Annotated in this window: 24 protein-coding genes and 4 tRNA genes; 14 read left to right on the top strand and 14 right to left on the bottom strand. The window is 48.8% G+C overall.

The features are described from left to right. Nucleotides 1-103: 103 nt before the first annotated feature. Both ACO0LE_RS19355 and ACO0LE_RS19360 read right to left on the bottom strand, forming a co-directional pair. Nucleotides 104-409 carry a hypothetical protein gene (locus ACO0LE_RS19355; protein ID WP_422961966.1) on the bottom strand — a complete coding sequence of 102 codons (306 nt, stop codon included), beginning with the start codon at nt 407-409 and terminating at the stop codon, nt 104-106. A gap of 3 nt (nt 410-412) precedes the next feature. Beyond that, entirely contained in the window at nt 413-2,095 is a 1,683-nt protein-coding gene (locus tag ACO0LE_RS19360) for a SulP family inorganic anion transporter (RefSeq protein WP_422961967.1), read from the bottom strand. A gap of 834 nt (nt 2,096-2,929) precedes the next feature. Here ACO0LE_RS19360 and ACO0LE_RS19365 point away from each other — a divergent pair. From ACO0LE_RS19365 to ACO0LE_RS19375, 3 genes are read left to right on the top strand one after another with little or no spacing between them, the layout of a single operon-like run. Continuing rightward, nucleotides 2,930-3,142 (top strand): recombinase family protein, encoded by a 213-nt coding sequence (locus ACO0LE_RS19365; protein WP_422961968.1) that lies wholly within the window; start codon nt 2,930-2,932, stop codon nt 3,140-3,142. A gap of 45 nt (nt 3,143-3,187) precedes the next feature. Continuing rightward, nucleotides 3,188-3,475: a hypothetical protein gene (locus ACO0LE_RS19370; protein ID WP_422961969.1), complete on the top strand. Its 288-nt coding sequence runs from the start codon at nt 3,188-3,190 to the stop codon at nt 3,473-3,475. Beyond that, a complete protein-coding gene (locus tag ACO0LE_RS19375) occupies nt 3,472-3,735 on the top strand; it encodes a hypothetical protein (protein ID WP_422961970.1) in 264 nt (87 codons plus the stop codon). The genes ACO0LE_RS19370 and ACO0LE_RS19375 overlap by 4 nt, the downstream gene beginning before the upstream one ends. A 661-nt stretch (nt 3,736-4,396) precedes the next feature. Here ACO0LE_RS19375 and ACO0LE_RS19380 read toward each other — a convergent pair. From ACO0LE_RS19380 to gltX, 3 genes are all read right to left on the bottom strand, one after another. Beyond that, nucleotides 4,397-4,472: transfer RNA gene (locus tag ACO0LE_RS19380), tRNA-Glu, on the bottom strand. Nucleotides 4,473-4,619: 147 nt separating this feature from the next. Further along, nucleotides 4,620-4,695: transfer RNA gene (locus ACO0LE_RS19385), tRNA-Ala, on the bottom strand. A 69-nt stretch (nt 4,696-4,764) separates the two neighbouring features. Then, complete coding sequence (gene gltX, locus ACO0LE_RS19390) at nt 4,765-6,183, bottom strand: glutamate--tRNA ligase (RefSeq protein ID WP_422961971.1); 1,419 nt, start codon at nt 6,181-6,183, stop codon at nt 4,765-4,767. 298 nt (nt 6,184-6,481) lie between these two features. Here gltX and ACO0LE_RS19395 point away from each other — a divergent pair, with 298 nt between their 5' ends. The 4 genes from ACO0LE_RS19395 (at nt 6,482) to ACO0LE_RS19410 (ending at nt 8,550) form a co-directional block, all read left to right on the top strand. Continuing rightward, nucleotides 6,482-7,390, top strand: coding sequence for a pseudouridine synthase (locus tag ACO0LE_RS19395; protein WP_422961972.1), 909 nt, complete (start codon nt 6,482-6,484; stop codon nt 7,388-7,390). Nucleotides 7,391-7,500: 110 nt separating this feature from the next. After that, nucleotides 7,501-7,577 (top strand) — tRNA-Pro (locus ACO0LE_RS19400). A 140-nt stretch (nt 7,578-7,717) separates the two neighbouring features. Beyond that, nucleotides 7,718-7,794 (top strand) — tRNA-Pro (locus tag ACO0LE_RS19405). A gap of 93 nt (nt 7,795-7,887) precedes the next feature. Further along, nucleotides 7,888-8,550, top strand: coding sequence for a hypothetical protein (locus tag ACO0LE_RS19410; RefSeq protein WP_422961973.1), 663 nt, complete (start codon nt 7,888-7,890; stop codon nt 8,548-8,550). Between the two features lie 38 nt (nt 8,551-8,588). Here ACO0LE_RS19410 and ribD read toward each other — a convergent pair whose 3' ends face one another. Together ribD and apbC are read right to left on the bottom strand one after the other, a co-directional pair. Continuing rightward, nucleotides 8,589-9,689, bottom strand: a complete 1,101-nt coding sequence (gene ribD, locus ACO0LE_RS19415) for a bifunctional diaminohydroxyphosphoribosylaminopyrimidine deaminase/5-amino-6-(5-phosphoribosylamino)uracil reductase RibD (protein ID WP_422961974.1) — start codon at nt 9,687-9,689, stop codon at nt 8,589-8,591. Between the two features lie 56 nt (nt 9,690-9,745). Beyond that, complete coding sequence (apbC, locus tag ACO0LE_RS19420; RefSeq protein ID WP_422961975.1) at nt 9,746-10,834, bottom strand: iron-sulfur cluster carrier protein ApbC; 1,089 nt, start codon at nt 10,832-10,834, stop codon at nt 9,746-9,748. 334 nt (nt 10,835-11,168) lie between these two features. Between apbC and metG the strand changes: the two genes are divergently transcribed. From metG to ACO0LE_RS19435, 3 genes are all read left to right on the top strand, one after another. Further along, nucleotides 11,169-13,244 carry a methionine--tRNA ligase gene (gene metG, locus ACO0LE_RS19425; RefSeq protein WP_422961976.1) on the top strand — a complete coding sequence of 692 codons (2,076 nt, stop codon included), beginning with the start codon at nt 11,169-11,171 and terminating at the stop codon, nt 13,242-13,244. A gap of 6 nt (nt 13,245-13,250) precedes the next feature. Then, nucleotides 13,251-13,730, top strand: a complete 480-nt coding sequence (locus ACO0LE_RS19430) for a GNAT family N-acetyltransferase (protein WP_422961977.1) — start codon at nt 13,251-13,253, stop codon at nt 13,728-13,730. Between the two features lie 295 nt (nt 13,731-14,025). After that, complete coding sequence (locus ACO0LE_RS19435; protein ID WP_422961978.1) at nt 14,026-15,849, top strand: aminopeptidase P family protein; 1,824 nt, start codon at nt 14,026-14,028, stop codon at nt 15,847-15,849. Between the two features lie 150 nt (nt 15,850-15,999). Here the strand turns inward: ACO0LE_RS19435 and ACO0LE_RS19440 are convergent, their stop codons facing one another. Beyond that, nucleotides 16,000-17,304 (bottom strand): ATP-binding protein, encoded by a 1,305-nt coding sequence (locus tag ACO0LE_RS19440; RefSeq protein WP_422961979.1) that lies wholly within the window; start codon nt 17,302-17,304, stop codon nt 16,000-16,002. A 51-nt stretch (nt 17,305-17,355) separates the two neighbouring features. After that, nucleotides 17,356-18,066 (bottom strand): response regulator, encoded by a 711-nt coding sequence (locus ACO0LE_RS19445; RefSeq protein ID WP_422961980.1) that lies wholly within the window; start codon nt 18,064-18,066, stop codon nt 17,356-17,358. 232 nt (nt 18,067-18,298) lie between these two features. On the opposite strand from ACO0LE_RS19445, the gene ACO0LE_RS19450 reads away from it, so the two are divergent. The 4 genes from ACO0LE_RS19450 (at nt 18,299) to ACO0LE_RS19465 (ending at nt 21,205) form a co-directional block, all read left to right on the top strand. After that, a complete protein-coding gene (locus ACO0LE_RS19450) occupies nt 18,299-18,580 on the top strand; it encodes a hypothetical protein (RefSeq protein ID WP_422961981.1) in 282 nt (93 codons plus the stop codon). Beyond that, nucleotides 18,504-19,496, top strand: coding sequence for a hypothetical protein (locus ACO0LE_RS19455; RefSeq protein ID WP_422961982.1), 993 nt, complete (start codon nt 18,504-18,506; stop codon nt 19,494-19,496). Before ACO0LE_RS19450 ends, ACO0LE_RS19455 begins: the two co-directional genes overlap by 77 nt. Before the next feature lie 105 nt (nt 19,497-19,601). Beyond that, nucleotides 19,602-20,402 (top strand): MipA/OmpV family protein, encoded by an 801-nt coding sequence (locus ACO0LE_RS19460; protein WP_422961983.1) that lies wholly within the window; start codon nt 19,602-19,604, stop codon nt 20,400-20,402. 8 nt (nt 20,403-20,410) lie between these two features. Further along, the gene (locus ACO0LE_RS19465; protein ID WP_422961984.1) at nt 20,411-21,205 is read left to right on the top strand and encodes a hypothetical protein; all 795 of its coding nucleotides are present in this window, start codon (nt 20,411-20,413) and stop codon (nt 21,203-21,205) included. Nucleotides 21,206-21,624: 419 nt separating this feature from the next. Here the strand turns inward: ACO0LE_RS19465 and ACO0LE_RS19470 are convergent, their stop codons facing one another. The 5 genes from ACO0LE_RS19470 to ACO0LE_RS19490 form a co-directional block, all read right to left on the bottom strand. After that, nucleotides 21,625-22,278: a rhomboid family intramembrane serine protease gene (locus tag ACO0LE_RS19470; protein ID WP_422961985.1), complete on the bottom strand. Its 654-nt coding sequence runs from the start codon at nt 22,276-22,278 to the stop codon at nt 21,625-21,627. 75 nt (nt 22,279-22,353) lie between these two features. Next, a complete protein-coding gene (locus ACO0LE_RS19475; protein ID WP_422961986.1) occupies nt 22,354-22,719 on the bottom strand; it encodes a hypothetical protein in 366 nt (121 codons plus the stop codon). Nucleotides 22,720-22,915: 196 nt separating this feature from the next. Then, nucleotides 22,916-23,104: a DUF4259 domain-containing protein gene (locus tag ACO0LE_RS19480; RefSeq protein ID WP_422961987.1), complete on the bottom strand. Its 189-nt coding sequence runs from the start codon at nt 23,102-23,104 to the stop codon at nt 22,916-22,918. A gap of 70 nt (nt 23,105-23,174) precedes the next feature. Continuing rightward, nucleotides 23,175-23,309, bottom strand: coding sequence for a hypothetical protein (locus tag ACO0LE_RS19485; protein WP_422961988.1), 135 nt, complete (start codon nt 23,307-23,309; stop codon nt 23,175-23,177). A gap of 100 nt (nt 23,310-23,409) precedes the next feature. Then, nucleotides 23,410-24,039 carry a hypothetical protein gene (locus ACO0LE_RS19490; protein ID WP_422961989.1) on the bottom strand — a complete coding sequence of 210 codons (630 nt, stop codon included), beginning with the start codon at nt 24,037-24,039 and terminating at the stop codon, nt 23,410-23,412. Between the last annotated feature and the right edge of the window lie 154 nt (nt 24,040-24,193).

Consider the following 24,193-nt stretch of genomic DNA (forward strand, 5'->3'; position numbering starts at 1 on the left):
CCACGTTCAGTGACTTGTTTAATCGCTTCTGCTTTGAATTCTTCAGTGAATCGACTCTTTCTCATGATGTACTTCCTTCTCAGTTTTTGACATTATTAAATGTCTACTGAATTAGGGGAAGTCCATAGCTACACATCGTTAATATCCCACTGAGGCTGCTTGCATCAGACCTTGCCAATAATATGGCTTGTACTTCAGGTATTTGTGTCTTGCTCTGAATTAGTTCAGTCGGGCTATGGCACATCCAGTCTACAAGAGGCTTTTTTACAATATCAATATCTGCATTTGCAACTTGGTCACGTGTCGGAACATAAGAGCAGTAATTCGGATTTTTTTGATTTTTCTTTGCTTTTTGTGCAGCATCTAAATTCTGTTTTGGAGTGCCAAAACGTTTGTAATTTTCTGACATTTTTCAATATGCCGATGAACTAGAAATGAGTTCTGGCTGAGTGTTTTCCAAAAGAATGTTCGCGGCCAATTTGGCCATATCATCGACACTTAAATCGCTGATCTTAACCCAACTGTTTTTTTGAATTTCAGCCTCTATCAAAACTTTTTGAACTGGAAATTTCAAACGTGAGAAAAAAATATATTTACGGATAGCCGACATCTCATCGCAAAAATTGATGATTGCCTCCACACTGGAACTATCAAGATCAGACGACTCTTCTAAACTTATGATGGTGATCTTTGCGTCTTCTCCAGCCAAAGAAATATAATTTTTTGCCAAACTAAAAATTCGCTCAGCATTCGCAAAAAAAAGACCTGACTCTGGTCTTAAAATCAAGATACCCGAGGTCGATTGCGCGTTTGGATATACCGCTTTGCTGACAAAGTCATGTCCACCATTTAATCGTCCTAGGATAGATAAAGTGGACTCAGATAAGCGCTTCAACAGCATTATCAGACTTACTCCAATTGCGACCAGTAACCCGTCTAATACGCCTAAAAATAGTACAGAAACTACTGCCGCTACGACGACAAATCGATCTCGTCGTAATTTAAAGTAGGGATAAAAAATTGACGGTCGCAATGTATGACTCACCGCATGAATTACTATGGCGGCCAGAACAGGCTCTGGTGTCAACGCTATGAAAGGCAGCAAAGTCAATACGATAACGAATAACGTTACTAAAGCACTTAATCCAGCGATACGAGATGTTGCTCCATTCGCTTCATTAGCAGATGTTGCGGAAAATCCAGCGCCCACTGGCATTCCATGAAACAAACTAGAAACGATGTTTGAGAAACCGATAGCTACCAAGTCGCGGTTTGGTAATACTTGATCGCCATGTTTCATTGCGAAACTTCGAATAGAACTGTAGGACTCTGCATATAAAATCATCAACATAGCAATGCTCATCTCACCTATTCGTAACCATTCCAGATAAGACATCGTTGGCAAAGACGGCGATTCTAGATGAAGATCGATATCTCCAACGTATCGGATATCGTAATGAGATAAATCAAACCATTTACCAAGAAGAATGCCGAGAAGGATAACGATTAAGCCCCCCGGGATTTTCGGTACTTTAGAAAATATAAATAGCGAAATTAGTGAGACAAGTCCGATAACACCCGAAATCAAATTCCAAGAATGTATTTGCCCAAATAGATCATTAGAAATGCGAATAATGTCCGTGTGATGTAAGTGAATTTGCAGGATATTCGCGGCTTGCTTAATAATGATAACTAGAGCAAGTCCGAACGCAAATCCACGTAAGACAGGTTTTGCAATAAAATCGGAAATACTTCCTAATTTACAAACTCCCGCTAAAATAAAAAAGACTCCTGTCAACAATACAAGTCCCACGGCAATATCGAGGCGCACCGCACTATTCCCGTTAGACATTGCTGCGGATGCGGAAGCGAGTACTGCGGCCGATGACGAAGTTGCAGCGACAATTGCAAATCGACTATTACCTAACAGTCCATAGCAAACGAGCCCTGCAAACAATGCAACGATACCCGCCTGAGCAGGAAGATTAGCAATACTTGAATACGCAACTGCCTCAGGAAGTAATAACCCTGCGAGTGAAATGCCCGCAATGATATTAATCCCCCACCTAATATTTTTCATATTCGCATTTAACATTCAGAAGACACTATTTTTTTTAACTGTCTCACTATTAACCGTTACCAATTGAATGACTTACAGTTTGTTGAGACGGGCGCAGAGGGATGGAAAAATACCATCTTTTGGAAAGTTGCGAGTTTATACCAGCCACTTTGCTCAATTCCTAAATTATCTTTATGCAAATAATATTGCAAAACCTCGAAATGTGACTGAGAAAATTTTAAACAATTATCTAAAAATGAGATCTTTTGACGTCAAACAAAAAAACGTTAGACGCCGATTGACAAGCACTCCAAGTAGCATTTTCGGTCCAATTAAAATATCAAAAATCAGACGCAAATACCATTTTGGCGAGTCGCGCTTAATCTTCAAATGAAGTAAACGTTATCAAATTATGTCGGCAGCCAATGAATCGTTTTGCGACCGAGCTAGCTTTTTTTTGCATGCACGCACATGAACTCGCAACCCCAGCCCGTCTTCACGAACAACCAAAAAATGTAAGAAAAATTTGGGCTTTAGCTCAGGAGCGAACGGCCTTCGCCATACATATGAGACATACACTCGACTATCAAAAATCACTAAAATTTAGTGTCGGCCGAGTTGGGGCATTTCCGCCCTGCCATAGCAAAAATATATCTGCGAAAGCACTTGTGTCATCAAACAAAAAACACTTTTCGCTAATTCAATTCGAGCTGAAACCAACTTTTAATGTTGCGCATTTTTACAAAAAACACTTCGAGCGCATTTAGACTAAAATGAAAAAACTGCGTTCATTCACAATTCTAGAATCGACCGGCATCCCCTGCCTGGCTCTGCTTGATGACACTCTCTTAGCCAGACTACTTTATCCAATTGAACAGCAGAGCCGCCCTGTATCTGAGATCATCAAAAGACCGAAGCGACGTATCGATCGATGCACAGCGCAGAGACCTTCAGGCGCTGGCCGAGAAACTGAATCTCATCATCACAGCTGAGTTTTCTAACGCCGTTGAATCGGGTAAACATAATAACCGCCCAGGCTTCCAAGCCCTTTTTACTGAAATGTGTTCTAGCAAGCGTAACTAGTCAAAGATCCTGGTACTTGACAATGCTCGGCTGTCGCGCCGGCGCGTGAACGCAATTGTCTTTGAAGAGATGGAAGCCAAGCGCCGTAACGTCACTATTATTTATAGGTCGTTACCTGGCAGTGCACCAATCACAGACATGCTTCTTAAATTTATTCTCCAGGCAATGGATGAGTGGCACAGCCTGACCTCGAAACAAAAAGGCCTGGTCGGAATGAGTGAAAACGTCAAACAAGGTTTTCGTACCAGTGGCCGCGCACCTTTTGGTTACAGCCTTGACAAATTTAGCACGGGTGCAATACGCGATGGCGAACCAGTAACGAGACCAAATTGAAGGTAAATAATGATTCATTGGCAATTCAGGAATATTTAATATCGAAAGCCAATGGCATCAGTCGGGTCAATGCAAAGATTAAATCCGGTTTGAAAATCCCCGACAGCACGTTAATCAGCATCGAATGGAACGCACTTACCCACGCTGAGCACACAGTCTGGAATGTCCACAACGAACGCACAGAAGATGGATATGTCAACGGAGCGAAACGGCGGCCACGCGAGGATTGGCTAATCCAAAAGAATACGCATGAAGCATAGATCAGCGAAAAGCAAGCCGAATCAATTTTATAGCAATTAAGTATCAACTCATCGATGCGGGTTAAACCCGCGACTTGTCTTTTTGCTGGAGTGCTATCCACTACAAAGAGGCAAGCATGGCATGGAGACGGTAGCGGAACCTATTACCGATTAGGCAAAGGCAAGGAGGTTTGATGTGATGAGCTCGACAGCTTGGTGCTGAAAAAATCAGTCGCGATCTAAACTCTCCCGCTTTCATGAGCCGCGTAATAAAAGCGGTAAAAGTCAGCTTAAAGCCCGAAGCACCGGAGGGCAAAGAAAGATCTATTCGTGCTGAGTTTCAATCGATCACAAAAAAAAATCGATTCATTGGCTGCAGCTCATCGAAACGTCTGTAGCAGCGGCGATCCTAAGGCAAATAGAAAAATACGAAATCGAGCGATCGATACTAGAGGCCAGAATGGAGAACGTCGAACACTAGGCAGCGCAGGCAAAAGTAATTAATTTATTGACCGAAAAAGACGTGCGCAATGCAATCGAACACAACATAAAATCGATCGAAACACTAAACAGGGAGGATTTGAAGGAATTGTTTGGAAAGTTGGTTGAAGCCGTAATCCTTTACCCGATTGACTTACGTGAAGCATTAACTATCGCATTAATGTCAATCGGGTGGATAAGCTGGCGTCCCCAAGGGGATTCGAACCCCTGTACTCACCGTGAAAGGGTGATGTCCTAGGCCTCTAGACGATGGGGACAATGATCTGTCCTTGTTACTGACCTGTACTTCTTCTTACTTAATTCACTGCTTCGCAATCAAGCAAGACCAAGATTATATACTGCTTTTCTTGATTTTGGCAAGTGCATTTTTTCACACTAGCCAACTTATTTCAAAAACTAACTGCTGGTGGAGGTGAGCGGAATCGAACCGCTGACCTCTTGCATGCCATGCAAGCGCTCTACCAACTGAGCTACACCCCCAGAACAGAAACGAGATTATAGGGGCTAGGCCATACGATGTAAAGCCCCTTTCATTTCCTTCTCTAAATTTTACTGCGCGACAGAACTTAAGCGCTGAAGTACAACATCGCGTCCAAATAACTCTACGACGGCATCGATGGATGGCGTTTGCAACTGACCGGTAAGCAGAAGACGTAAAGGCATGGCGAGTTGCGGCATCTTTAAGGAATACTGAGCCAACGTTTCCTTCATCATTGCCGACAACGCTGCCTTATTCCACTCCACCGTTTTGCACGCAGTCGCGTAATGCGCGAGTGCGGGCAATACTGCCTCAGTAATATGCTGCTGACGCAATACGGCATCAGCATTGGGCTGACGGTAGAACAGCATCGACGCCTCGGCTAATTCCTTCGTCGTATTGGCCCGCTCTTTCATTAAAGCGATCACCGCCGACAGCTCAGGCGCATGTTCAAATTGCGCACCATCTGTTTCCATTTGTGCGCGAACCAAATCTGCGAGGCGCGTATTGTCAGCAGCTTTGATGTAGTGATTATTAATCCAGGCAAGTTTCTCGGGATTGAATTGTGCTGGCGAACTCGATAAGTGGTTCAGATCAAACCAGCTACACATTTGTTCCATCGAAAAAATCTCCTCATCGCCATGACTCCAGCCCAGACGCGCGAGGTAATTCAACATAGCCTCCGGCAGATAACCTTTATCCAGATAATCCATAACGCTGACGGCATCACGGCGCTTCGAGAGCTTTTGTCCATCCGTACCAAGAATCATCGGGACATGGCCATAATGTGGAAGACTCGCGCCCAAAGCGTTCAAAATGTTGATCTGGCGTGGCGTATTGTTCACATGATCATCACCGCGAATCACATGAGTAATTTGCATATCCCAATCATCGACTGCCACACAAAAATTATACGTCGGCGTGCCATCAGGTCTCGCGATGACCAGATCGTCGAGCTCGCGATTACCGATAGTGATTTGTCCCTTAACAACGTCCAGCCAACTTACCTCGCCATCCAGAGGATTTTTGAAACGAATAACGGGGTTACGATCTGCCGGGATCTCAGGCAAAGTCTTGCCTGACTCTGGACGCCAGGTGCCATCATAACGAGGCTTCTCACCACTGGCACGTTGACGCTCACGCATAGCCTCGACTTCTTCTGGTGAAGAGTAACAATGATAAGCGGTACCTTCTGCCAGCATTTTCGCAAGCACTTCGCGATAGCGATCCATTCTTCGCATTTGATAAAACGGACCTTCATCATGTTGCAAACCCAACCAGTTCATACCGTCCAAAATTGCCTGCACTGCCTCGGGTGTCGATCGTTCCAGATCCGTATCCTCAATGCGCAAGACAAAGATACCACCAAAATGACGGGCAAAAGCCCAGCTAAACAAGGCAGTGCGCGCACCGCCCACATGAAGATAGCCGGTAGGACTAGGTGCAAAACGGGTGCGGACGGGCGCGGAGGTATTTGGAATAGTTGACACGGGGCTGCTCATTAAGTGAAGTGTTTGCCATACTCATCAAACTCATGGCAAAACGGTAAAAGTTAAAACAAGCATTTTACCGCCTTCACCTGCGTCAATAAAGCTAATGCGAAAATTCTGGCCAGTTAGGAGCCATCTACATGCGAATCGGGAGTGCAGGTTAGTGCAAATAAATGCAAATGCTCTCGGGCAGGCACGAACCAGTACAACTACATTCTGACTACAACACCAAATCATCGGCCATGTTTAAAGTGTTACCATTACCAAATAAATTCAGGTCAAAGCACAAGCACCATTGATGCAAAAAAATCCCCATAACCCGCCTGCTTTACCGCTCCCAATACGTCATGGCGTCATGCCGAGTTATCTCTGGCTACCCGAAGGTCAATGGTCAGACTTACTGGACTTTCTGACTAGCCAGTTTCCAGATGTTAGCACTCAGCGGTGGCTATCCCGGATAGAGAGACGAGAGGTCGTCGATCAGCATGGCTCCGTCTTGCAGGCGAATAGTCCGGTGAAACGCGGCATGTGTGTTTTCTACTATCGAGAAATCGAAGATGAAACACCTATTCCTTTTTCTGAAGTCATTTTGTATCACGATGAGCATTTACTCGTTGTCGATAAACCTCATTTTTTGCCGGTAACACCGGGAGGGCGTTTTCTACAAGAGACCTTATTGGTACGCTTAAAAAAACAAACAGGTAATCAACACCTGACGCCGATACACCGATTAGATCGAGAAACGGCCGGCGTGATTTTATTTTCGACAACCCCTGCAACGCGGGGAGCTTATCAGACGCTATTTCAGCATAGGCGTGTTCATAAAACCTACCATGCTTTAGCACCGCACTTGCCAGATCAAATTTTTCCACTGGTTCGCCGGAGCCGGATGGAAGACGCAGAGCAATTCTTCGTCATGCGAGAAGTCGAAGGGGAAACCAATTCTGAAACCCGTATCGCGATCATTGAACATCGCGGCATCAACGATTTATATGAATTAAAACCGCTGACAGGAAAACGTCATCAATTACGCATGCATTTAGCGAGCCTGGGAGCGCCGATCGTAAACGATACGTTTTATCCGGTCACCCTGCCATGCAAGGGCGATGATTTTTCTGCCCCGCTACAATTACTAGCAAAATCTATCGCTTTCACCGACCCGATTAACGGAGAATATAGGCAATTCGACAGTGCGCAATCCCTATGATCCCTGAGACTTTCTCTTGTCTACACGCGGGTTAGCACGACGAAATCACAGCGCGCAAGTGTGACAAAGGTGTTGACATCCTGGCTGCAGCGGGATACTATCTTGGTCTTCGGAGTGTGGCGCAGTCCGGTAGCGCACCTGGTTTGGGACCAGGGGGTCCAAGGTTCGAATCCTTGTACTCCGACCAGATTTTAAAAGACCGTCAGGTTTAATTATCCTACGGTCTTTTTTCAATTTAAACTGTAGTAGTAGAAATGGTTTAAATGAATTAAGTTTTAAATTCGTCGCAGCAATGAAAATTGATCAGCAACGAATTAATGTAAGTTTCGGAGTGTGGCGCAGTCCGGTAGCGCACCTGGTTTGGGACCAGGGGGTCCAAGGTTCGAATCCTTGTACTCCGACCAATTTAGAAGGATCATCGAGTTTTGCTTGATGGTCCTTTTTTTATTTTGCGACCACGTCTTCTTCGCCGCTCGCATTCTTGTGAGCTTATTCCTATGCTACTACGCCTCCTCGTTTCGCTCACCCTCCTCTCTTCGCCTCTGAGTTTTGCGGCTGGCGGCGCCGATCCTCTATGGAGTCGCGCCTTAAGCATCACACAAGCGAATCAGGCCTATGTGGCTGGCGAAGTTGTTACCGATACAGAAGTATTGGATAGCGACAATCAGAGTCAAGAAGTAACGCACAAAAAAGTCAGGCTAAGCGGCTGGAAAGACGGACAACCCGTATGGGACGTGATTTGGCTAACAGAAGCACAAAAAAGCGGTCTTGCGAATGTCAAATTTCCGCTGAATATTGCAGAACACCCTGACTACGCCTTATTCACTGGCGAGGTGGAACGTACAGAAAAAATCACTGTCGATAACAGGAACTGCATCGTTTTCCTTGTTAAAGGAAAACAGAAGAAATTATCGTTTAAAGCCAAGGTCCTGATTGAAGAAGCCAGCGGAAAACAGGTCAAAGTCGATTACGATCTGGACGGCATTCCGATGGCAAAAAGCATGACTTACTCAGTCAATTTTGGTAGAGATGAACAAGGGCGTTGGATGCCTGCTGATGCCACGCTGAATGCGAAAATTTCAGTCATTTTTACCAAGTTCAACATCATCAGCAAGCAAAGTTTTAAACAATGGACATCACGCCCGGCCGGCGCATCCTAAGCCCGACTAGCTCTGCAGAAGTTTGACACGAAGCAGATTCAGAAGCGCGCCAATATCCTGAGAGTATCGCCAATCTGCGTGACCTCATGAAATTTCACTTGCTTCGCCTCTGCGATTTTTTTAAGCTCAGGAAGTTGAAAAAGACCCGCGCCATCACCGAGTATTTTAGGCGACAGATAGATCAGTAATTCGTCTACGCAGCTCTGATCAATTAGGGCGCCATTGAGCGTGGCGCCGGCCTCGACATGCAACTCATTAATCTGCCTACGCCCCAACTCCAGAAGCAAGACGGACAAATCCACGTGCGCATCGGAGCCTGGCAAATGCAAAATCTCCGCCCCCTTCTCGACAAGCGCCTGTCGCCTGCTCAAAAAACCCGAATCCGCCTCTTTCGCACTGACCAAAACGGTACTACCATCCACTAGCAATGCGGCGTCTGGTGATATGCGCAATTGCGAATCAACCACGATCTTCAGCGGCTGTCGCGGTGTCGTGACAGCACGCACAGTCATCTGCGGATTATCCGCCAGCACAGTACCTATGCCGGTCAAAATTGCATCGGCACGGGCGCGCCACAGATGGCCATCGTCGCGCGCATCACTGGCTGTAATCCATTTACTTTCGCCATTCGGTAAGGCCGTCCTGCCATCCAGGCTGGCGGCGACTTTCATCCGCACCCAAGGCTTACCGGTTTCCATACGTTTAAAAAAACCGATATTCATTTCCCTTGCCTGCTGCGCCAGCAAGCCGGACTCAACCTGAACGCCTGCTTCACGCAACATACGTAACCCACGTCCTGCGACTTGCGGATTGGCATCCTGCACCGCGGCTACGACCCTGGCAATACCTGCGTCAATCAAGGCATTTGCACAGGGCGGCGTACGTCCAAAATGGCTGCAAGGTTCCAGCGTTACATATGCAGTCGCACCACGCACATCCAGCCCCCGCGCTGACGCATCACGCAATGCCTGCACCTCAGCATGTGCCTGCCCAACGGGCTGAGTCCAGCCTTGACCGATAAGCTGCCCGTCTTTGACAATGACACAGCCTACTTTAGGATTGGGCGACGTAGCAATCGTGGCGCGGGAAGCAAGCTCCAGTGCCATTTGCATGTAGTCAATATCAGCCTGACCATTCATCTCAGCAATCGTCCGTATTCATCAGGGTCTGCACCAAGGTTTAAGAGTCCAAGGCTTCAGGTATTTTGTACGGTAATAGTCGGGAATTTGCTGGTCATATCTTTCGCTTTCTCCGCAACTTTAATCGCTAGTTTGCGGGCGATCTCTTTGTAAATCAGCGCAATCTTGCCATCCGGATCAGCAACCACTGTTGGCTTGCCAGAATCTGCCTGTTCACGGATTGCCATCGTTAATGGCAGGCCGCCGAGGAAATCAACCCCATATTCCGCACACATCTTTTGACCGCCGCCTTCGCCAAAGATTGATTCAGCATGACCGCAATTGGAACAGATATGCGTACTCATATTCTCCACAATACCGAGAATAGGAATGCCGACTTTTTCAAACATTTTTAAGCCCTTGCGCGCATCAAGCAAAGCGATGTCTTGTGGCGTGGTCACAATGACGGCGCCTGTGACCGGGACTTTTTGTGACAAAGTCAATTGCACGTCGCCTGTACCTGGTGGCATATCGACGATCAGATAATCGAGGTCACGCCAGTTAGTCTGCTCCAGCAACTGCTGCAAAGCCTGCGTCACGATAGGACCGCGCCAGACCATAGGCTCATCAGGATCAATCATGAAACCGATGCTCGACACTTGCAGGCCATGGTTCTCCAAAGGTTCCATAGTTTTGCCATCAATCGTCTCCGGACGACCGGAGATGCCCATCATCATCGGCTGGGACGGGCCATAGATATCAGCATCGAGAATACCCACGGCAGCGCCTTCAGCAGCCAGCGCCAGCGCCAAGTTCACTGCGGTCGTTGACTTGCCGACGCCGCCTTTGCCAGACGCAACAGCAATGATGTTTTTCACGTTCGGCATCAATTTCACGCCGCGCTGTACTGCATGCGCAACGATTTTGACATACACATTGACGCTGACATTGCCGACACCCGCAACGGTATGCAAGGCAGTGATCACGCTTTGACGAATCAGGTCCATCTGACTTTTGGCCGGATACGCCAGCTCAACATCCAGCGTGACGTCCGTACCAACCAGTTGTATATTTTTTGCGGATCTGGAGGAAACTAGGTCTTTATTGGTATTCGGGTCTATCACCAGGGACAAGGCGGTTTTAATATCTTCTACTGTAACAGTCATGCAAATCTCCATTGAATTTTCGCCAGTCTAGCGCAAAACGCTTATCAGAACCGTATAGCCCTGTAGTACAAGCAAGTTTTTACGTGGGTTCCGGCTTCTTAATATCGTGCAATCCAAAACAGACTCCGCACTATCCATGCGCCTCTCCAGAAACAAATCGGCTGTCAGGCGCACCAGCATTGCGGATTGATCAATTACGCCTGATTATAAAAACGAACCAGCACGGCAATTCAGCGTGACTCGCAGAGCACAGGATTCCAACTCCCTCGTCCCGTCTCTGCTTTCGCTGTTAAAATACGTACCCCTTGTTTGTTTAATTAAAAGACCATCAACCATGCGCAAGCTGTTCGTTACCACCGCCCTTCCCTACGCTAATGCACCGTTCCACCTCGGCCACATCATGGAATACATCCAGGCTGACATTTGGGTCAGGCATCAGCGAATGTCGGGTAACGAAGTGCATTTCGTCGGTGCCGACGATGCCCATGGCGCACCTATCATGATTGCGGCGGAAAAAGCGGGTATCACGCCGCAAGAATTCGTCGCGCGGATTGCCGCGGGGCGTAAACAGTATCTAGACGGTTTTCATATCACTTTTGACAACTGGCACTCCACTGACGGTCCGGAAAACCATGCGCTTTCGCAAGACATTTACCGCAAACTGAAAGCTGCCGGGTTCATCACGACAAAAACGATCGAACAGTTTTTTGATCCTGTCAAAAATATGTTCCTGCCGGATCGCTACATCAAAGGCGAGTGCCCGAAATGCGGTGCCAAGGATCAATACGGCGATTCCTGCGAAGTCTGTAGTGCAGTGTACGCACCTACCGAAGTCAAGAATCCCTACTCCGTATTGACTGGCGCGACGCCGGTGATGAAATCGTCGGAACATTTTTTCTTCAAATTATCAGACGCCAAATGCGTTGAGTTCCTTCGTGAATGGGCACTCAAAGACAATCGTCTGCAATCGGAAGTCGCGAATAAATGCAAAGAATGGCTAGAGGGCGATGGCGGTCTGGGTGACTGGGATATCAGCCGCGATGCGCCTTACTTCGGCATCGAAATTCCTGATCAGCCGGGCAAATATTTTTATGTCTGGCTGGATGCGCCGGTCGGTTATCTGGCATCTCTGAAAAATTATTTTGGCAAAATCGGACGTGACTTCGACGCGTTCATGGCAGACCCGACGACGGAACAGATTCACTTCATCGGCAAAGACATCACCTACTTCCATACGCTGTTCTGGCCCGCGATGCTGAAATTCTCTGGCTACAAAACGCCGGATAATGTGTATGCACACGGATTTGTGACCGTCTCCGGCGAAAAAATGTCGAAATCCCGTGGTACCGGCATCTCACCTTTACGCTATCTGGAAATCGGCATGAATCCGGAATGGCTACGCTATTACTTCGCGGCCAAACTCAATGCCAAGGTCGAAGATCTGGATATGAATCCTGAAGATTTCGTCGCTCGCGTGAATGCGGATCTGATCGGCAAATATGTGAACATCGCCAGCCGTGCCGCAGGGTTTATCACCAAGCGTTTTGACGGTGCAGTAGTCACTGACTGGGCGACAGCGGACGACGCCTTTATCAATCAGCTGCGCAAAGTCTCGCCAGATATTCAGGCTTATTACGAAGCGCGTGATTACGGCAAAGCCTTGCGTGCCATCATGGATCAGGCTGACATCATCAATGCCTATGTTGATGCAAATAAGCCTTGGGAACTCGCCAAACAGGCAGAGAACGATGCAAAGCTGCAAGAAGTTTGTAGCCGCCTGCTGGAAGCATTCCGTATCCTGACGATTTTCCTGAAACCGGTGTTGCCGCAGCTCGCCGCGCAGGTCGAAGCACAATTACAGATCGCACCGTTGCAATGGTCGGATGTCGCTACACCGTTGCCGCATCTGCATAAAGTGCTGCCGTATGCCCACCTGATGCAACGTGTCGATATCAAAATTTTCGATCAATTGTTCGATGCACCTACCGATGTTGCGGCGGCGAGCTCTGCAACAACGACAGCAGCAGACGCAGCAACCGGCAGCAGCACAAGCATTGAAGAACTGGCGCCAGAAATCAAGATCGACGACTTCGCCAAAATCGATCTGCGCATCGCCAAGATCGTCAACTGTGAGCATGTCGATGGTTCGGACAAATTATTACGTCTGACGCTGGATGTCGGCGAAGGCCGCACCCGCAATGTGTTTTCAGGTATTAAATCTGCGTACCAGCCAGAGCAACTGATCGGCAAATTCACTGTGATGGTCGCTAATCTGGCGCCGCGCAAGATGAAATTCGGAATGTCCGAAGGCATGGTACTAGCCGCGTCTGCTGCCGATGAAAAAACCAATCCAGGTCTTTATATCCTCGAAGCTTGGCCAGGTGCAGAGCCTGGTATGCGGGTACGTTAATCTGCCATGGAAATCGTGGTCAGAGAAGCGACAATGGACGATGCGCAACTGATTGCGCATCTGACCCGCTCTTGCTGGGCAGGCAAAGTCGCCCCCGGCTCTACAGGCCATCATGAAGACAGCGAGCGCGTCACCGGCGATCTGATGCAAGGTGGCGGTTTCATTTTGCTGGCCGCGGAAGAACCCATCGGCTCTGTCCGCTGGCTGCCTCTTGATACCAATTCCGGCACCTGGGAAATCATGCGCATGGGTGTCTTACCGGCGTTTCGCGGTCAGAGCCTGTCGCAACATCTGCTGGAAGCGGTGATTCATGCAGCGCAGACGGCACATGTAGACGAATTGCGCCTTGGCGTGCGGGTCGATCAGCCGCGCCTGCTTGATCTTTACGCCGCCTATCAATTCGAAGTTGCACCAGAGCTTGAATACTCGCATGCCAATCCGAATGAACCCGCACCGAACGTCATGCGTCGTTATTTGCGTAATTGAGCTGATTCATTCCGTCATGCGTCGTTATTTGCGTAATTGAGCTGATTCATTCGCCGTATTTAGAGAAACACGGAACAAACTTGGAAGTTGCTTTTCAGGCGCGGAATTAAATATATCTACGATATACTGACGTCTTTATTTGCTGGTACTTACCTGTATTTGGGCTGAAGTGCCATCGCTTATTCGTCTAAATTTGCCTGAATTTGCTTCTATTCGATTTTTATTCCCTGTTGTTCGCTATTGTTTCACTCGACTCCGCTCCACCCTCACTCACCACTCACATTGCGTCGCTCACATGAACAGTCCACTCAGCCCAGCCGCCGTCACCTCACCGATTCCTGCACGCCTAGTACAACTGCGCGCCGCCATGCAGACAGCCGGTCTGGATGCCTACATCATTCCGTCGGCAGATCCGCATCTGTCTGAATATTTGCCGGGACACTGGCAAGGTCGTGAGCATTTTTCAGGATTCACCGGCTCTGTCGGCACCCTGATTGTGACTGCGGATTTCGCTGGACTGTGGGTCGATAGCCGCTACTGGAGCCAGGCCGAACAAGAGCTGGCACCGACCGGCATACAGATGATGAAAATCGCATCGGCTGCGGCCACCCTGCATATAGACTGGCTAGCGGCGACCATGCAAGCCGGACAGACTGTCGGTGTCGATGGCGCGGTTTTAGGACTGGCGACTGCCCGACTGCTGGAGCAAGCCTTGCAAGCCAATGGCACGCGGCTCGATACCAGCAAAGACCTGTTACAAGAGATCTGGCCAGATCGTCCGGCCTTGCCGCAAGCCGCGATCTTCGAACATCTGGCACCATATGCCGTGGTCAGCCGTCAGGATAAACTTGTGCTCGTGCGCGAACAAATGCGTGCAAAAGCCGCCGACTGGCATTTTGTTTCAACCGTGGACGATATCGCCTGGATCTTCAACCTGCGCGGCTCCGATGTAAGCTACAACCCGGTGTTCGTCGGTCATGCCCTGATCAGTCAGGACAGTGCTGCGCTGTTTGTATCCAATGGCAAAGTTCCCGCTGCACTGGTTGAGATACTGGCAAAAGACGGCGTCTATATCGCAGATTACGCTAAGGCATCCGGAGCATTGGCAGCACTGCCTGCAGGCAGCAGTTTGTTAATCGACCCACGCCGTATTACATTCGGTTTCCGTCAATCGGTACCGGCGTCGGTCAAGGTGATCGAAGCGATCAATCCCTCCGTCTTTGCAAAATCGCGCAAGACACCGCAAGAAGCGCAATTCGTGCGCGAAGCGATGGAACAAGACGGCGCAGCGCTCTGTGACTTCTTTAGCTGGCTGGAAGCATCTCTCGGCAAAGAGCGCATCACTGAACTCACCATTGATGAGCAAATCACCGCCGCCCGCGCCCGTCAGCCACATTTTGTCTCGGCAAGTTTCGGTACGATTGCTGGCTTCAATGGCAATGGCGCCATGCCGCACTACCGCGCATTACCAGAATCTCACGCTGTCATCGAAGGCAATGGCCTTTTACTAATCGACTCTGGCGGCCAATACCTGAACGGCACGACAGACATCACACGCGTTGTACCGGTTGGTATCGTTTCTACCGAACAAAAACGTGATTTCACGCTGGTGTTAAAAGGCATGATTAATCTGTCGCGCGCGCAATTCCCACGCGGCACATTGTCTCCCATGCTCGATTCGCTGGCACGTGCGCCGATCTGGGCAGAAGGCATCAATTACGGTCATGGCACGGGTCATGGTGTCGGCTATTTCCTGAATGTGCATGAAGGCCCTCAGTCAATTTCCGGCGCAATGCCAGAACCTCATACTGCAATGGAAGCAGGAATGATCACATCAAATGAGCCTGGCATATATCGTCCGGGTAAATGGGGTGTGCGTATCGAAAACCTGATGCTGAATATCGCCGGTCACCAGGGTGAGTTCGGCGAGTATCTGAAATTTGAAACCATGACCCTGTGCCCGATTGACACGCGCTGTATCGATCTGTCACTGATGCGTGGTGATGAAATTGGCTGGCTCAATGCCTACCATGCAACGGTACTGCAACGCCTGTCGCCACGTGTCTCAGGTGCAGCCAAGGCCTGGCTGGAACAACGCACGCAAGCAATCAGTCAATAATTTGATTGGGGAATTTGATTAAGATGTCTGGCGAACATCGCTGACCGATATCAAGGTCGTATGAGGCGGTAAGGCTATAAATCAATGCCATCAGCGTCATGCGACCTTTATTTTTGTGGCCTACTGAATCGTCATCCTCAGCGACAACCATCACCGTAGGGACACAATAAATTTCGCGCCACCCAAAGCGGATTCCTCTACAACGACGCTGCCACCGTGCAGCTGTATCGCCTTTTGTACAATCGCCAGTCCAAGGCCAAAGCCTCCGGTATGCCGGTCACGGCTACGGTCAATCCGATAAAACACTTCGAAAATCTTGCTACGTTCAGTAACGGGAATACCAGGTCCATTGTCTTCGACCGTCATCGTTATCTGACCGGTCCCAGACCGTTGTGCGGATAGTCTTATTACGCCATTGCCATACTTGATCGCATTGCTCAGCAGATTACCCATGGCCCGCACCAGCAAGCGGCGATCGCCGTTCAATTCACCCAGATCACTCGCGAGTTCCAGTTTGATATCCTGATCTGTCAATTGATGTTCCATCGCATGCAAACAATCCTGCAACATACCGTCGATGGCAAATGGCTGACGCTTCAGAGCATGTTGCTGATCAAGCTTCGTCAGATCCAGCAGTTCATTCACCAGCGCATTCAGTTCATGAATATCATCTTCCATCGCCGTGATACGTCTTTCTTGTTCTGCCTGCGGCGCATTACGCAATAACTCCAAACCAAATTCCAGACGGGCAATCGGCGTACGCAATTCATGCGATACCGAATGGAGTAAGTTTTTATGCGTCTCAAGCAGCACATCAATACGGCTCGCCATCTGATTCATGCAATCTGCCAGCGGGAACAGAATAGAGTTTTCGCTAAGCAGAATCCGCGTATTCAGATGACCCTGACCAAACTCATCCGCCACGCCGGACAATTGCTGAAGTCCGCGCCAATGCGAGTGTGACCAGAACGCAATCGGCAACAATAAAAACAGCGCGACAATGGCATAACGTAGCGCCTCCTTCTTCATGACCACACCCACGTCAATCGGCAAGTCCTTGGCATGAATCACATCACCAGCGCTGCCTGCGTACTTAGTGTCATTAAGGTCAACCCGACGATAAAAAGATTTGCTGGCGATATCCAGCACCACCTCACCGCGCTGCAAAGCGTAACGCTGATCGCCTTCAAGCCCTGATTGTGCTTGCGGCAAAGGGATCAGGTCTATGTTGAGATTCGATACTTCCCTGACCTTGTTCAGGCGCAGTAGCCATTCATCGGCGGGAGCTTTATCCACATATTGTTCCAGCAAAAATATCTGAGCCGAAACCTGGCGCAAGGCGATCTCTTCCAGCGGATCACCAAACAAGCGATTAATCGCGAAATACACAACAAATGACGCCAGCGTAATCGCCAGCAACACCAGCACGACAAATCGCCAGAAAATCCGGTTCATGATCGTATAAGCCAGATCATGACGGATGCAGACACGAGATGCTCATGTCACTCATTCCCAAGCAGAGGGACTGAACAGATAGCCCTCGCCCCAGACTGTTTTAATCCGGGCTGCAGCACCGTCATCAAACTTCTGCCGTAAGCGCGAAATCGTATTGTCGATACTGCGATCAATGCCATCAAATTCTATCCCGCGCATGGCTTTCAGGATGTCATTGCGGGACAGTACCGTGCCCGCCGATTCGGCCAGAAGCAACAGCAATTTGAATTCCGGACTCGTCAATACCATCGTCTGTCCGCGCCATCGCACCACACGATCGCTCTTGGCGATGCTCAATACGCCGAAAGCTAATTCTCTGGCCGCAGTGATCGATTGCGCTGTTTGTGGTGTTTGTGCAGGTTCAGCACGGCGACGTAACAAGGCCCGTAATCTCGCCAGCAAGACTCTCGGCTGTACCGGTTTATTGATGTAATCGTCGGCTCCCTGCTCCAGACCGGATACTTCATCAAAAGTATCCTCACGCGCCGTCAAAATCACCAGCGGCACCTGACTGACATTGCGTATCTGACGGCAAACCAGCATGCCGTCCAACCCGGGCAGCATCAGATCAAGCACGACGATGTCTGGCTGGCTTTGCTGAAACCGAGCCAAGGCCGTATCGCCACGCTCTACCACATCAACGGTAAATTCATATTCCTGTAAATAATCGACGACTAGTTGCGCGAGTTTCGCGTCATCTTCGACCAGCATCAGTTTGTACATAAACGCCTCCAAGCTCCGAATTGTATAAGCGTCGGCACCTGCATGTACAGACACAAAATCCGCAAAACAACGTCTTAAACCGGCTTGTACAAATTCATGACAATTCAGCGACGTTTCGGAGAGGATTTATTGGATCGCAAGGCCTACTATTTGCACATTACACGTTGCCCATTGCTTATCTTCAATCTCTGTTTCAACCCCTATTTCCTTCTTCATTCAGGAGTCGTTCCAAGTGAAATCCAGCTACCTATCCCGTCGCCATCGCGATCACAGTGTCATTCGCCATATTGGCGCATTGAACGCTATATTGAGCGCCCTTATGATTCCCCTACTGCTCAGCGCGTGCGGTGGCAACAGTGCTGGCGATAACAAGACAACGCTGCCAACCATCAGCGGTACCGCAGCAACAGGTATGGCCATCGCCAGTACCGATGTCAGTGTCTCCAGCCGACAGCCGCAAACTACATGCCATCAGCATCACCGGCGACACCGCAAACATCACCCCACTGACTGAATTGCTGTCAACGCGTCTGATGCGCGCCGACATGAGCACGGTATTCACCAGTTTCGATGCGAACAGAGTCGCAAAAAACGTGACCAGCACCAGCATCAAGACAGCGCAGAGCGATGTCACGACCGCGTTAAAAGGAATCGTCGATACAAGCACACTGGCGGATTTTTATAGCACCCCGCTGAAACCTGCGACTAGCACCAACCCCAATGGTGGCGATGCGCAAGACAAATTACTGGACGGATTAAAAGCCAAGCTGACCAGTGCGCAGTTCACGCAAACCCTGACCCTACTGACCAAAGCAGAAGCCACAGGACAACCACTCGCTAACCCCGACACAAGTTTTACACCGACCCTGGAAATCCAGCCAGCCAATGTCAGACTCGCCGTCGGCACCGCACAGTGCTTCAGCGCCGCTATCAACTATCCTAAAAATGTCTACTACCTGCGCCAGCCTGTAAGCTGGAAAGTAGTAGAAACCGATGGCGGCAGCGTCGATATCAACGGCCTCTACACGGCACCCGCCAAACCTGGCGTGTATCACGTCAAGGTACAGCGCGACGACTTTCCAAACCTGAGTGTGCAGGCCACTGTCACCGTCGAAGCCAGCAGTAATTTCAACTTCATCCCTGAACTGAAAGTCCCGCTAAAAACACTGACACTGGTCGCTGGTACCCGTTACCACTTCAGTGCGTCGATCAACTATGCTCCCAACGTGTTCTACCTGGTAGAGCCGATTGCCTGGAGTGTGGTCGAAGCCGACGGCGGCAGTTTTAATCTGCCTTTGCCCGCCGATTTTGGTCTGGGTGAAATCGGTATGTATTACACGGCACCGCAAAAACCCGGCGTCTATCACGTCAAAGTACAACGCACCGATTATCCGGACCTGAGTGCCCTCATCGAGGTCACTGTGCAATAAGACCCGGCTACAGGCATTACAATGTCGATCCTGTGCCGATCTGTGACCGCACAGGATTGTGCACTTTCGGTATTACCTGAGGCGATTTGAATTACCTGATCCGACATGAAAAAACTTTTGCTCATTGCACTCACTGCACTATCCGGCCAATCATATGCCCAGTCGCTCGCTGCTAATGTGATGCCGGATGGTAGTCGTGATATTTTTGTCGGCCTGGCAGTTGCTGCCGCGCCGAATTACGAAGGCAGACAGGAACGCAAAGCGACCCTGATGCCTATCGTGCAGATGCAATGGAGTAACGGGATTTTTATCGCGGATCCCTATACGGCAGGCATGCATTTATCATCGAACCCAGAGATAGAATTCAGCCCGCTGCTACAGTATCAGCCCGGCCGCACTGCCAGTGATGCGGAAAAAGCCGCCGGTGGCAGCGACATCAGTGCCGCACTCAACGCCGGTGGATTTTTCAATTACTACCTGAATGACAAACTCAGGCTCAACGCCAGCCTGCTCCATGCGAATGGTGGCGGTTTAGTGGCGAAGCTTGATCTGCAAAAAATGTTTGGCCAAATCGTCCCTCACCATACGCTTACTACCTCCGGCGGAATCGTTTGGGCGAACCGCGAGTATACTGAAAAATATTTCGGTATTTTGCCAACGCTGCTGCTCAGTGGATCTGGCATTGAAGGTTTTTCGCCGACGAATAAAACCAGCACAGACTACAGCGCATCCGCCGGGATAAAGGATGTACATCTGGGAGTGAACTGGAACTGGGAAATCAGCGCCAGCGTATTACTGACCTCAGGAGTCTCTGCCGTGCATCTGACCAACAGTGCGGCCAGCAGCCCTCTGGTCAGTCAGCGAAATTACCTGACGATACATAGCGGTTTAGCTTATCGTTTCTGATACCAGCCATGATCAAGACAACCTCCTCCCTGCTCCTCACCTTACTGCTCACCAGCGGAGTGGCTGCTGCGCAGACGCCTGCTTTGATTGGGGTCGCGGGCGCAGCAGGTGCGACGGGTACGGTGGGCGTGGCAAGCTCGACAGACTTACCAGGTAAGCAGATATTGTCCGAAGAAAGCGAATGGATCAGCTACCGCAATACCTACCGCACCATGATCTGGTTTGAAAAATATGGCAAGCCCAAAAATTTCATCCAGCGACATTACCGCTTTATTCCCAAGGAAAAAAATACCAGCGCAGAGCACCTGACTCTCAGTCTGCGCAGCCGCAGCCTCCAGCTCGACCTGCCGCTGGATGCCTACGGCCGCGCCAGCATTCCTTTGATGAAAACGGCTTATGATGAAAATGCCGAACTTAGGCTAAACCGCAAACTCGACACCTATACCCGTCAACCCTGGATCTCCCTCATCAGCCGCCCCGACGGTCTGTACGACGCCAGCGATTTACGTACCGCCTGCAATCAGGCACTCGACTACCTTCGCTACGTCGGCGATACCAGCATCAATAATAAAAAATGCACCGGAGTGAAATTCATCTACTTGCACACAGCCACAGATGTCATACTCAAATTCAAAAGCACAGGACAATCATCTACCTGGACAGAAGTCACCGACAAGCAAGGCGCAGCCATCACGAACGCTAGCAATTACAAATCCATCACCTACCAGTTCGCCGCCTGGTCACAGCAAGGCCAAATCCTGAGCGCCACTGCACCAATCTCAATTGATCCGGTTTTTGAATAAAATCGGTATTGAGAGTATTACAAAGTCAAGAATAGAATCCGCAGTATCCATGTGCCTCCTGGCGCGATATGCCTTGGAGAAGCGCATGCATATTGCGGATTGCTTTTTAAAACTGCCATTAATAGGTAATGCCGTTCAGTTAAGCCCTCAAACCAGGTCATCATCCCTGCGCAGGCAGGGACCCAGCATCTTTTGGCAATGACATCACTCGATTCCGACTTTCGTCGGAATGACGAAGCGAAGGACACGGTTTAACTAAACAGCATTAGTATTAACATTAACAGGGTAATTAAATATACAAATACGTTTAAAACCCGCTGCAGCGTTCAATTTAAAATAAAAATATCAAGGAACGATAAAGACCTCCAGAATGAAACCGATGGAGAACTACGAAGAGGGCTTTCCAGCTACACGAATGGCTAGGTACCATCCCGCGATGCTCGCGTAATACGATTGAATAGCGTAGCGAAAGCCATGCCCACCAGAAGGCTAAAACTATGACCAGGTTTAAATGCGCTGCTGACATAAACATCCAGTGAAATTTGAACCACCACAATAGCCGCACTCAAGTAAACGATATATCGCAATGGCAAAAAATGCCGGTAAGCCAATAAGGTAAAGCCACATAAGGCCATCAGCGCCTGGGACGCACCAGAACTAACGAGATCTGGGTGGAGCAGCACACTAAAATACTGACCTGCTGATCCACCAATAAGATAGATGATGGCGAGCGCAGTACGACCCGCTATTCGCTCAACCGCTGAGGCGACCAAATAGATGCTGGCAAGATTAACCAGCATATGAAGAAAGTGAACGTGGAGGAACTGGGACGTCAAGAGCCGCCACACCTGCCCGCTTTCAAACGTGACTCCGTCGACAGCACCAACTTGCAAAAGGAGTGGGGACCTCTGTGACTGAAACGCATGCAGATCCGAACGACTAGCGACGACGAACCAGGCGAGAAGTGAGATGAGCACTAGCGTAAGGCTAAGCAACGGAAACTTAGAGTACGTCTTCATATTACGAGCAACGACTGACGTACCAGATAAACGAATCGCAGCGGCGTAGAGCATTCGACCAGGAATAGAATGAAGCTCAAGGTCACCATACCTTTAAAAGTCAGCTTGATTGACAGGTTCGGGAGCACGTCAGGATTTCGACAACAGATAAATCGCGAACGCCGCCACGAAGCTCGACGCGATTGACGCCAATACCGAAAGCACATGACGCGTTGCGCCGGACTTGCGCATATAGACAAGCAGATGAAACGGTGCAGCAAGACAGCAGCTTATCGGTGCCATGATGTAGATCGCAAGTACCAAGTACATCCCAACAAACTCATGGGCCGAGCCCGGCGCCTGCTGTGCGATGTAGACCTGCATCTCTATCCACCCCAGAAACAATGCAAACACGAAGCATATAGCGGCATGGAGAGCCAGGTGCTTGAGCGCACGTGCAGCGAGCTTCCAACGAGACGACTGCTCTCCGCTTGGGGTAGTTGATGAATGTTTCATAAAAAAGTCTAACGTAGAGTTTAAAAGCAGTTTTTATTTACAGTTTTTTGGAGGATCTTCGCGCAGAAAACCTACAAGCTGCAACTTAAAAACTATCTGACGGTGGCGCAAAGTGCACGACTAAGAATGTAACGACTTGTTTGCGAACTCTAGTGATGAGTCCTAATCCCTCCGTGGCACTCAGTCGAACGTTGCATTAAATACAAATTTTAGCGACGAGGTTTTTTACCGATGTTTGCCACTCATTAAACTCATCTGACTCTTGCCATAATTCACTCAATTCAAAATCCTCTGCCAAAGTTCTTACTATAATTTTACGAGCCTTTTCCGCCAACTCTTTACTTGGAATCAGCTTGGTTTTCTGCACCCAAGCATCTAGATTCACTATAAGATTTTTTTATCCCCAGTTCCCTTTGAACCGTGCAATAACTTCAATTGTTGCAAGTGCCTCATAACTATCCGCCGACATCGATCTCAAAGTCAGCAGCACATGCGGGAGTAATTTCAACTAGCGTTGGACCGGTAAAGCCGCTGTTAGTCATCTCAGTGGCAGCAAAAGAAATAAAAAAAGTTGGAATACGATTCCGCATGAAATTTCCTTAATAGTTAACGCAAATAAAAGTAAATCGCGGGTAACCCTCAATTCGAAAGTTAACTAATATCACAGCCTCATCTTAGAATAACCTGTTGTTAAGAGACTTCACCGTTAATGTACTCGTCAATGGCCTTCTTCGCGTCCACAACATTTGTTCCGTGCTCTTTTTGATAGAGCTTTATCGCGACAAGTTTTTGATCTGACATAAGTGCCAATTCCTGCCAAGTCGGCGAAGCCATTTCGCTAGAAAATTCTGCCGGCGGTCCAAGTTGAAGGCTATGAACACGGCCATCATCCCAGTAAGTAATAGAAATATTGAAGAATTCGGCGTTCCAACTATCGGATGAAGGGTTTGGATGTGTGATAGGAACCCGCCCTCTACCGATCACCCATGTGCGATCAGGTTGACGCTTGGCGATAAGGTCATCGCGACTATCCCGAAACGAAAACACAAATGGCAACTCTCCACTGAATTCCTTGTGATTTTCGGCACCAGAGGAAAATAAAAAAACTGCTTCAAGCGTTCGATATTGTGGATGCCGACGTGGAGCAGAAGGCGCATCACAAAATAGAAGATCAAAGCCCCCCTCCTTGGACACAACATATTGGTCACCGTCACTTAGTTTGCTAACGCGATACTCTGCTTGTGAGGACAAAAAAGTGGCTATTTCGGTAGATGCGATTGAGGCACCAAATAATTTTACTACTTCTTCGACGAAACTCATTAGACTCCCAATGCAAAGATACAGGGATGTGGACTTCCCCTAATTCAGTAGACATTTAATAATGTCAAAAACTGAGAAGGAAGTACATCATGAGAAAGAGTCGATTCACTGAAGAATTCAAAGCAGAAGCGATTAAACAAGTCACTGAACGTGG

It is taken from the genome of Undibacterium sp. Xuan67W (genome assembly GCF_049340165.1).
Classification (GTDB): domain Bacteria; phylum Pseudomonadota; class Gammaproteobacteria; order Burkholderiales; family Burkholderiaceae_D; genus Undibacterium.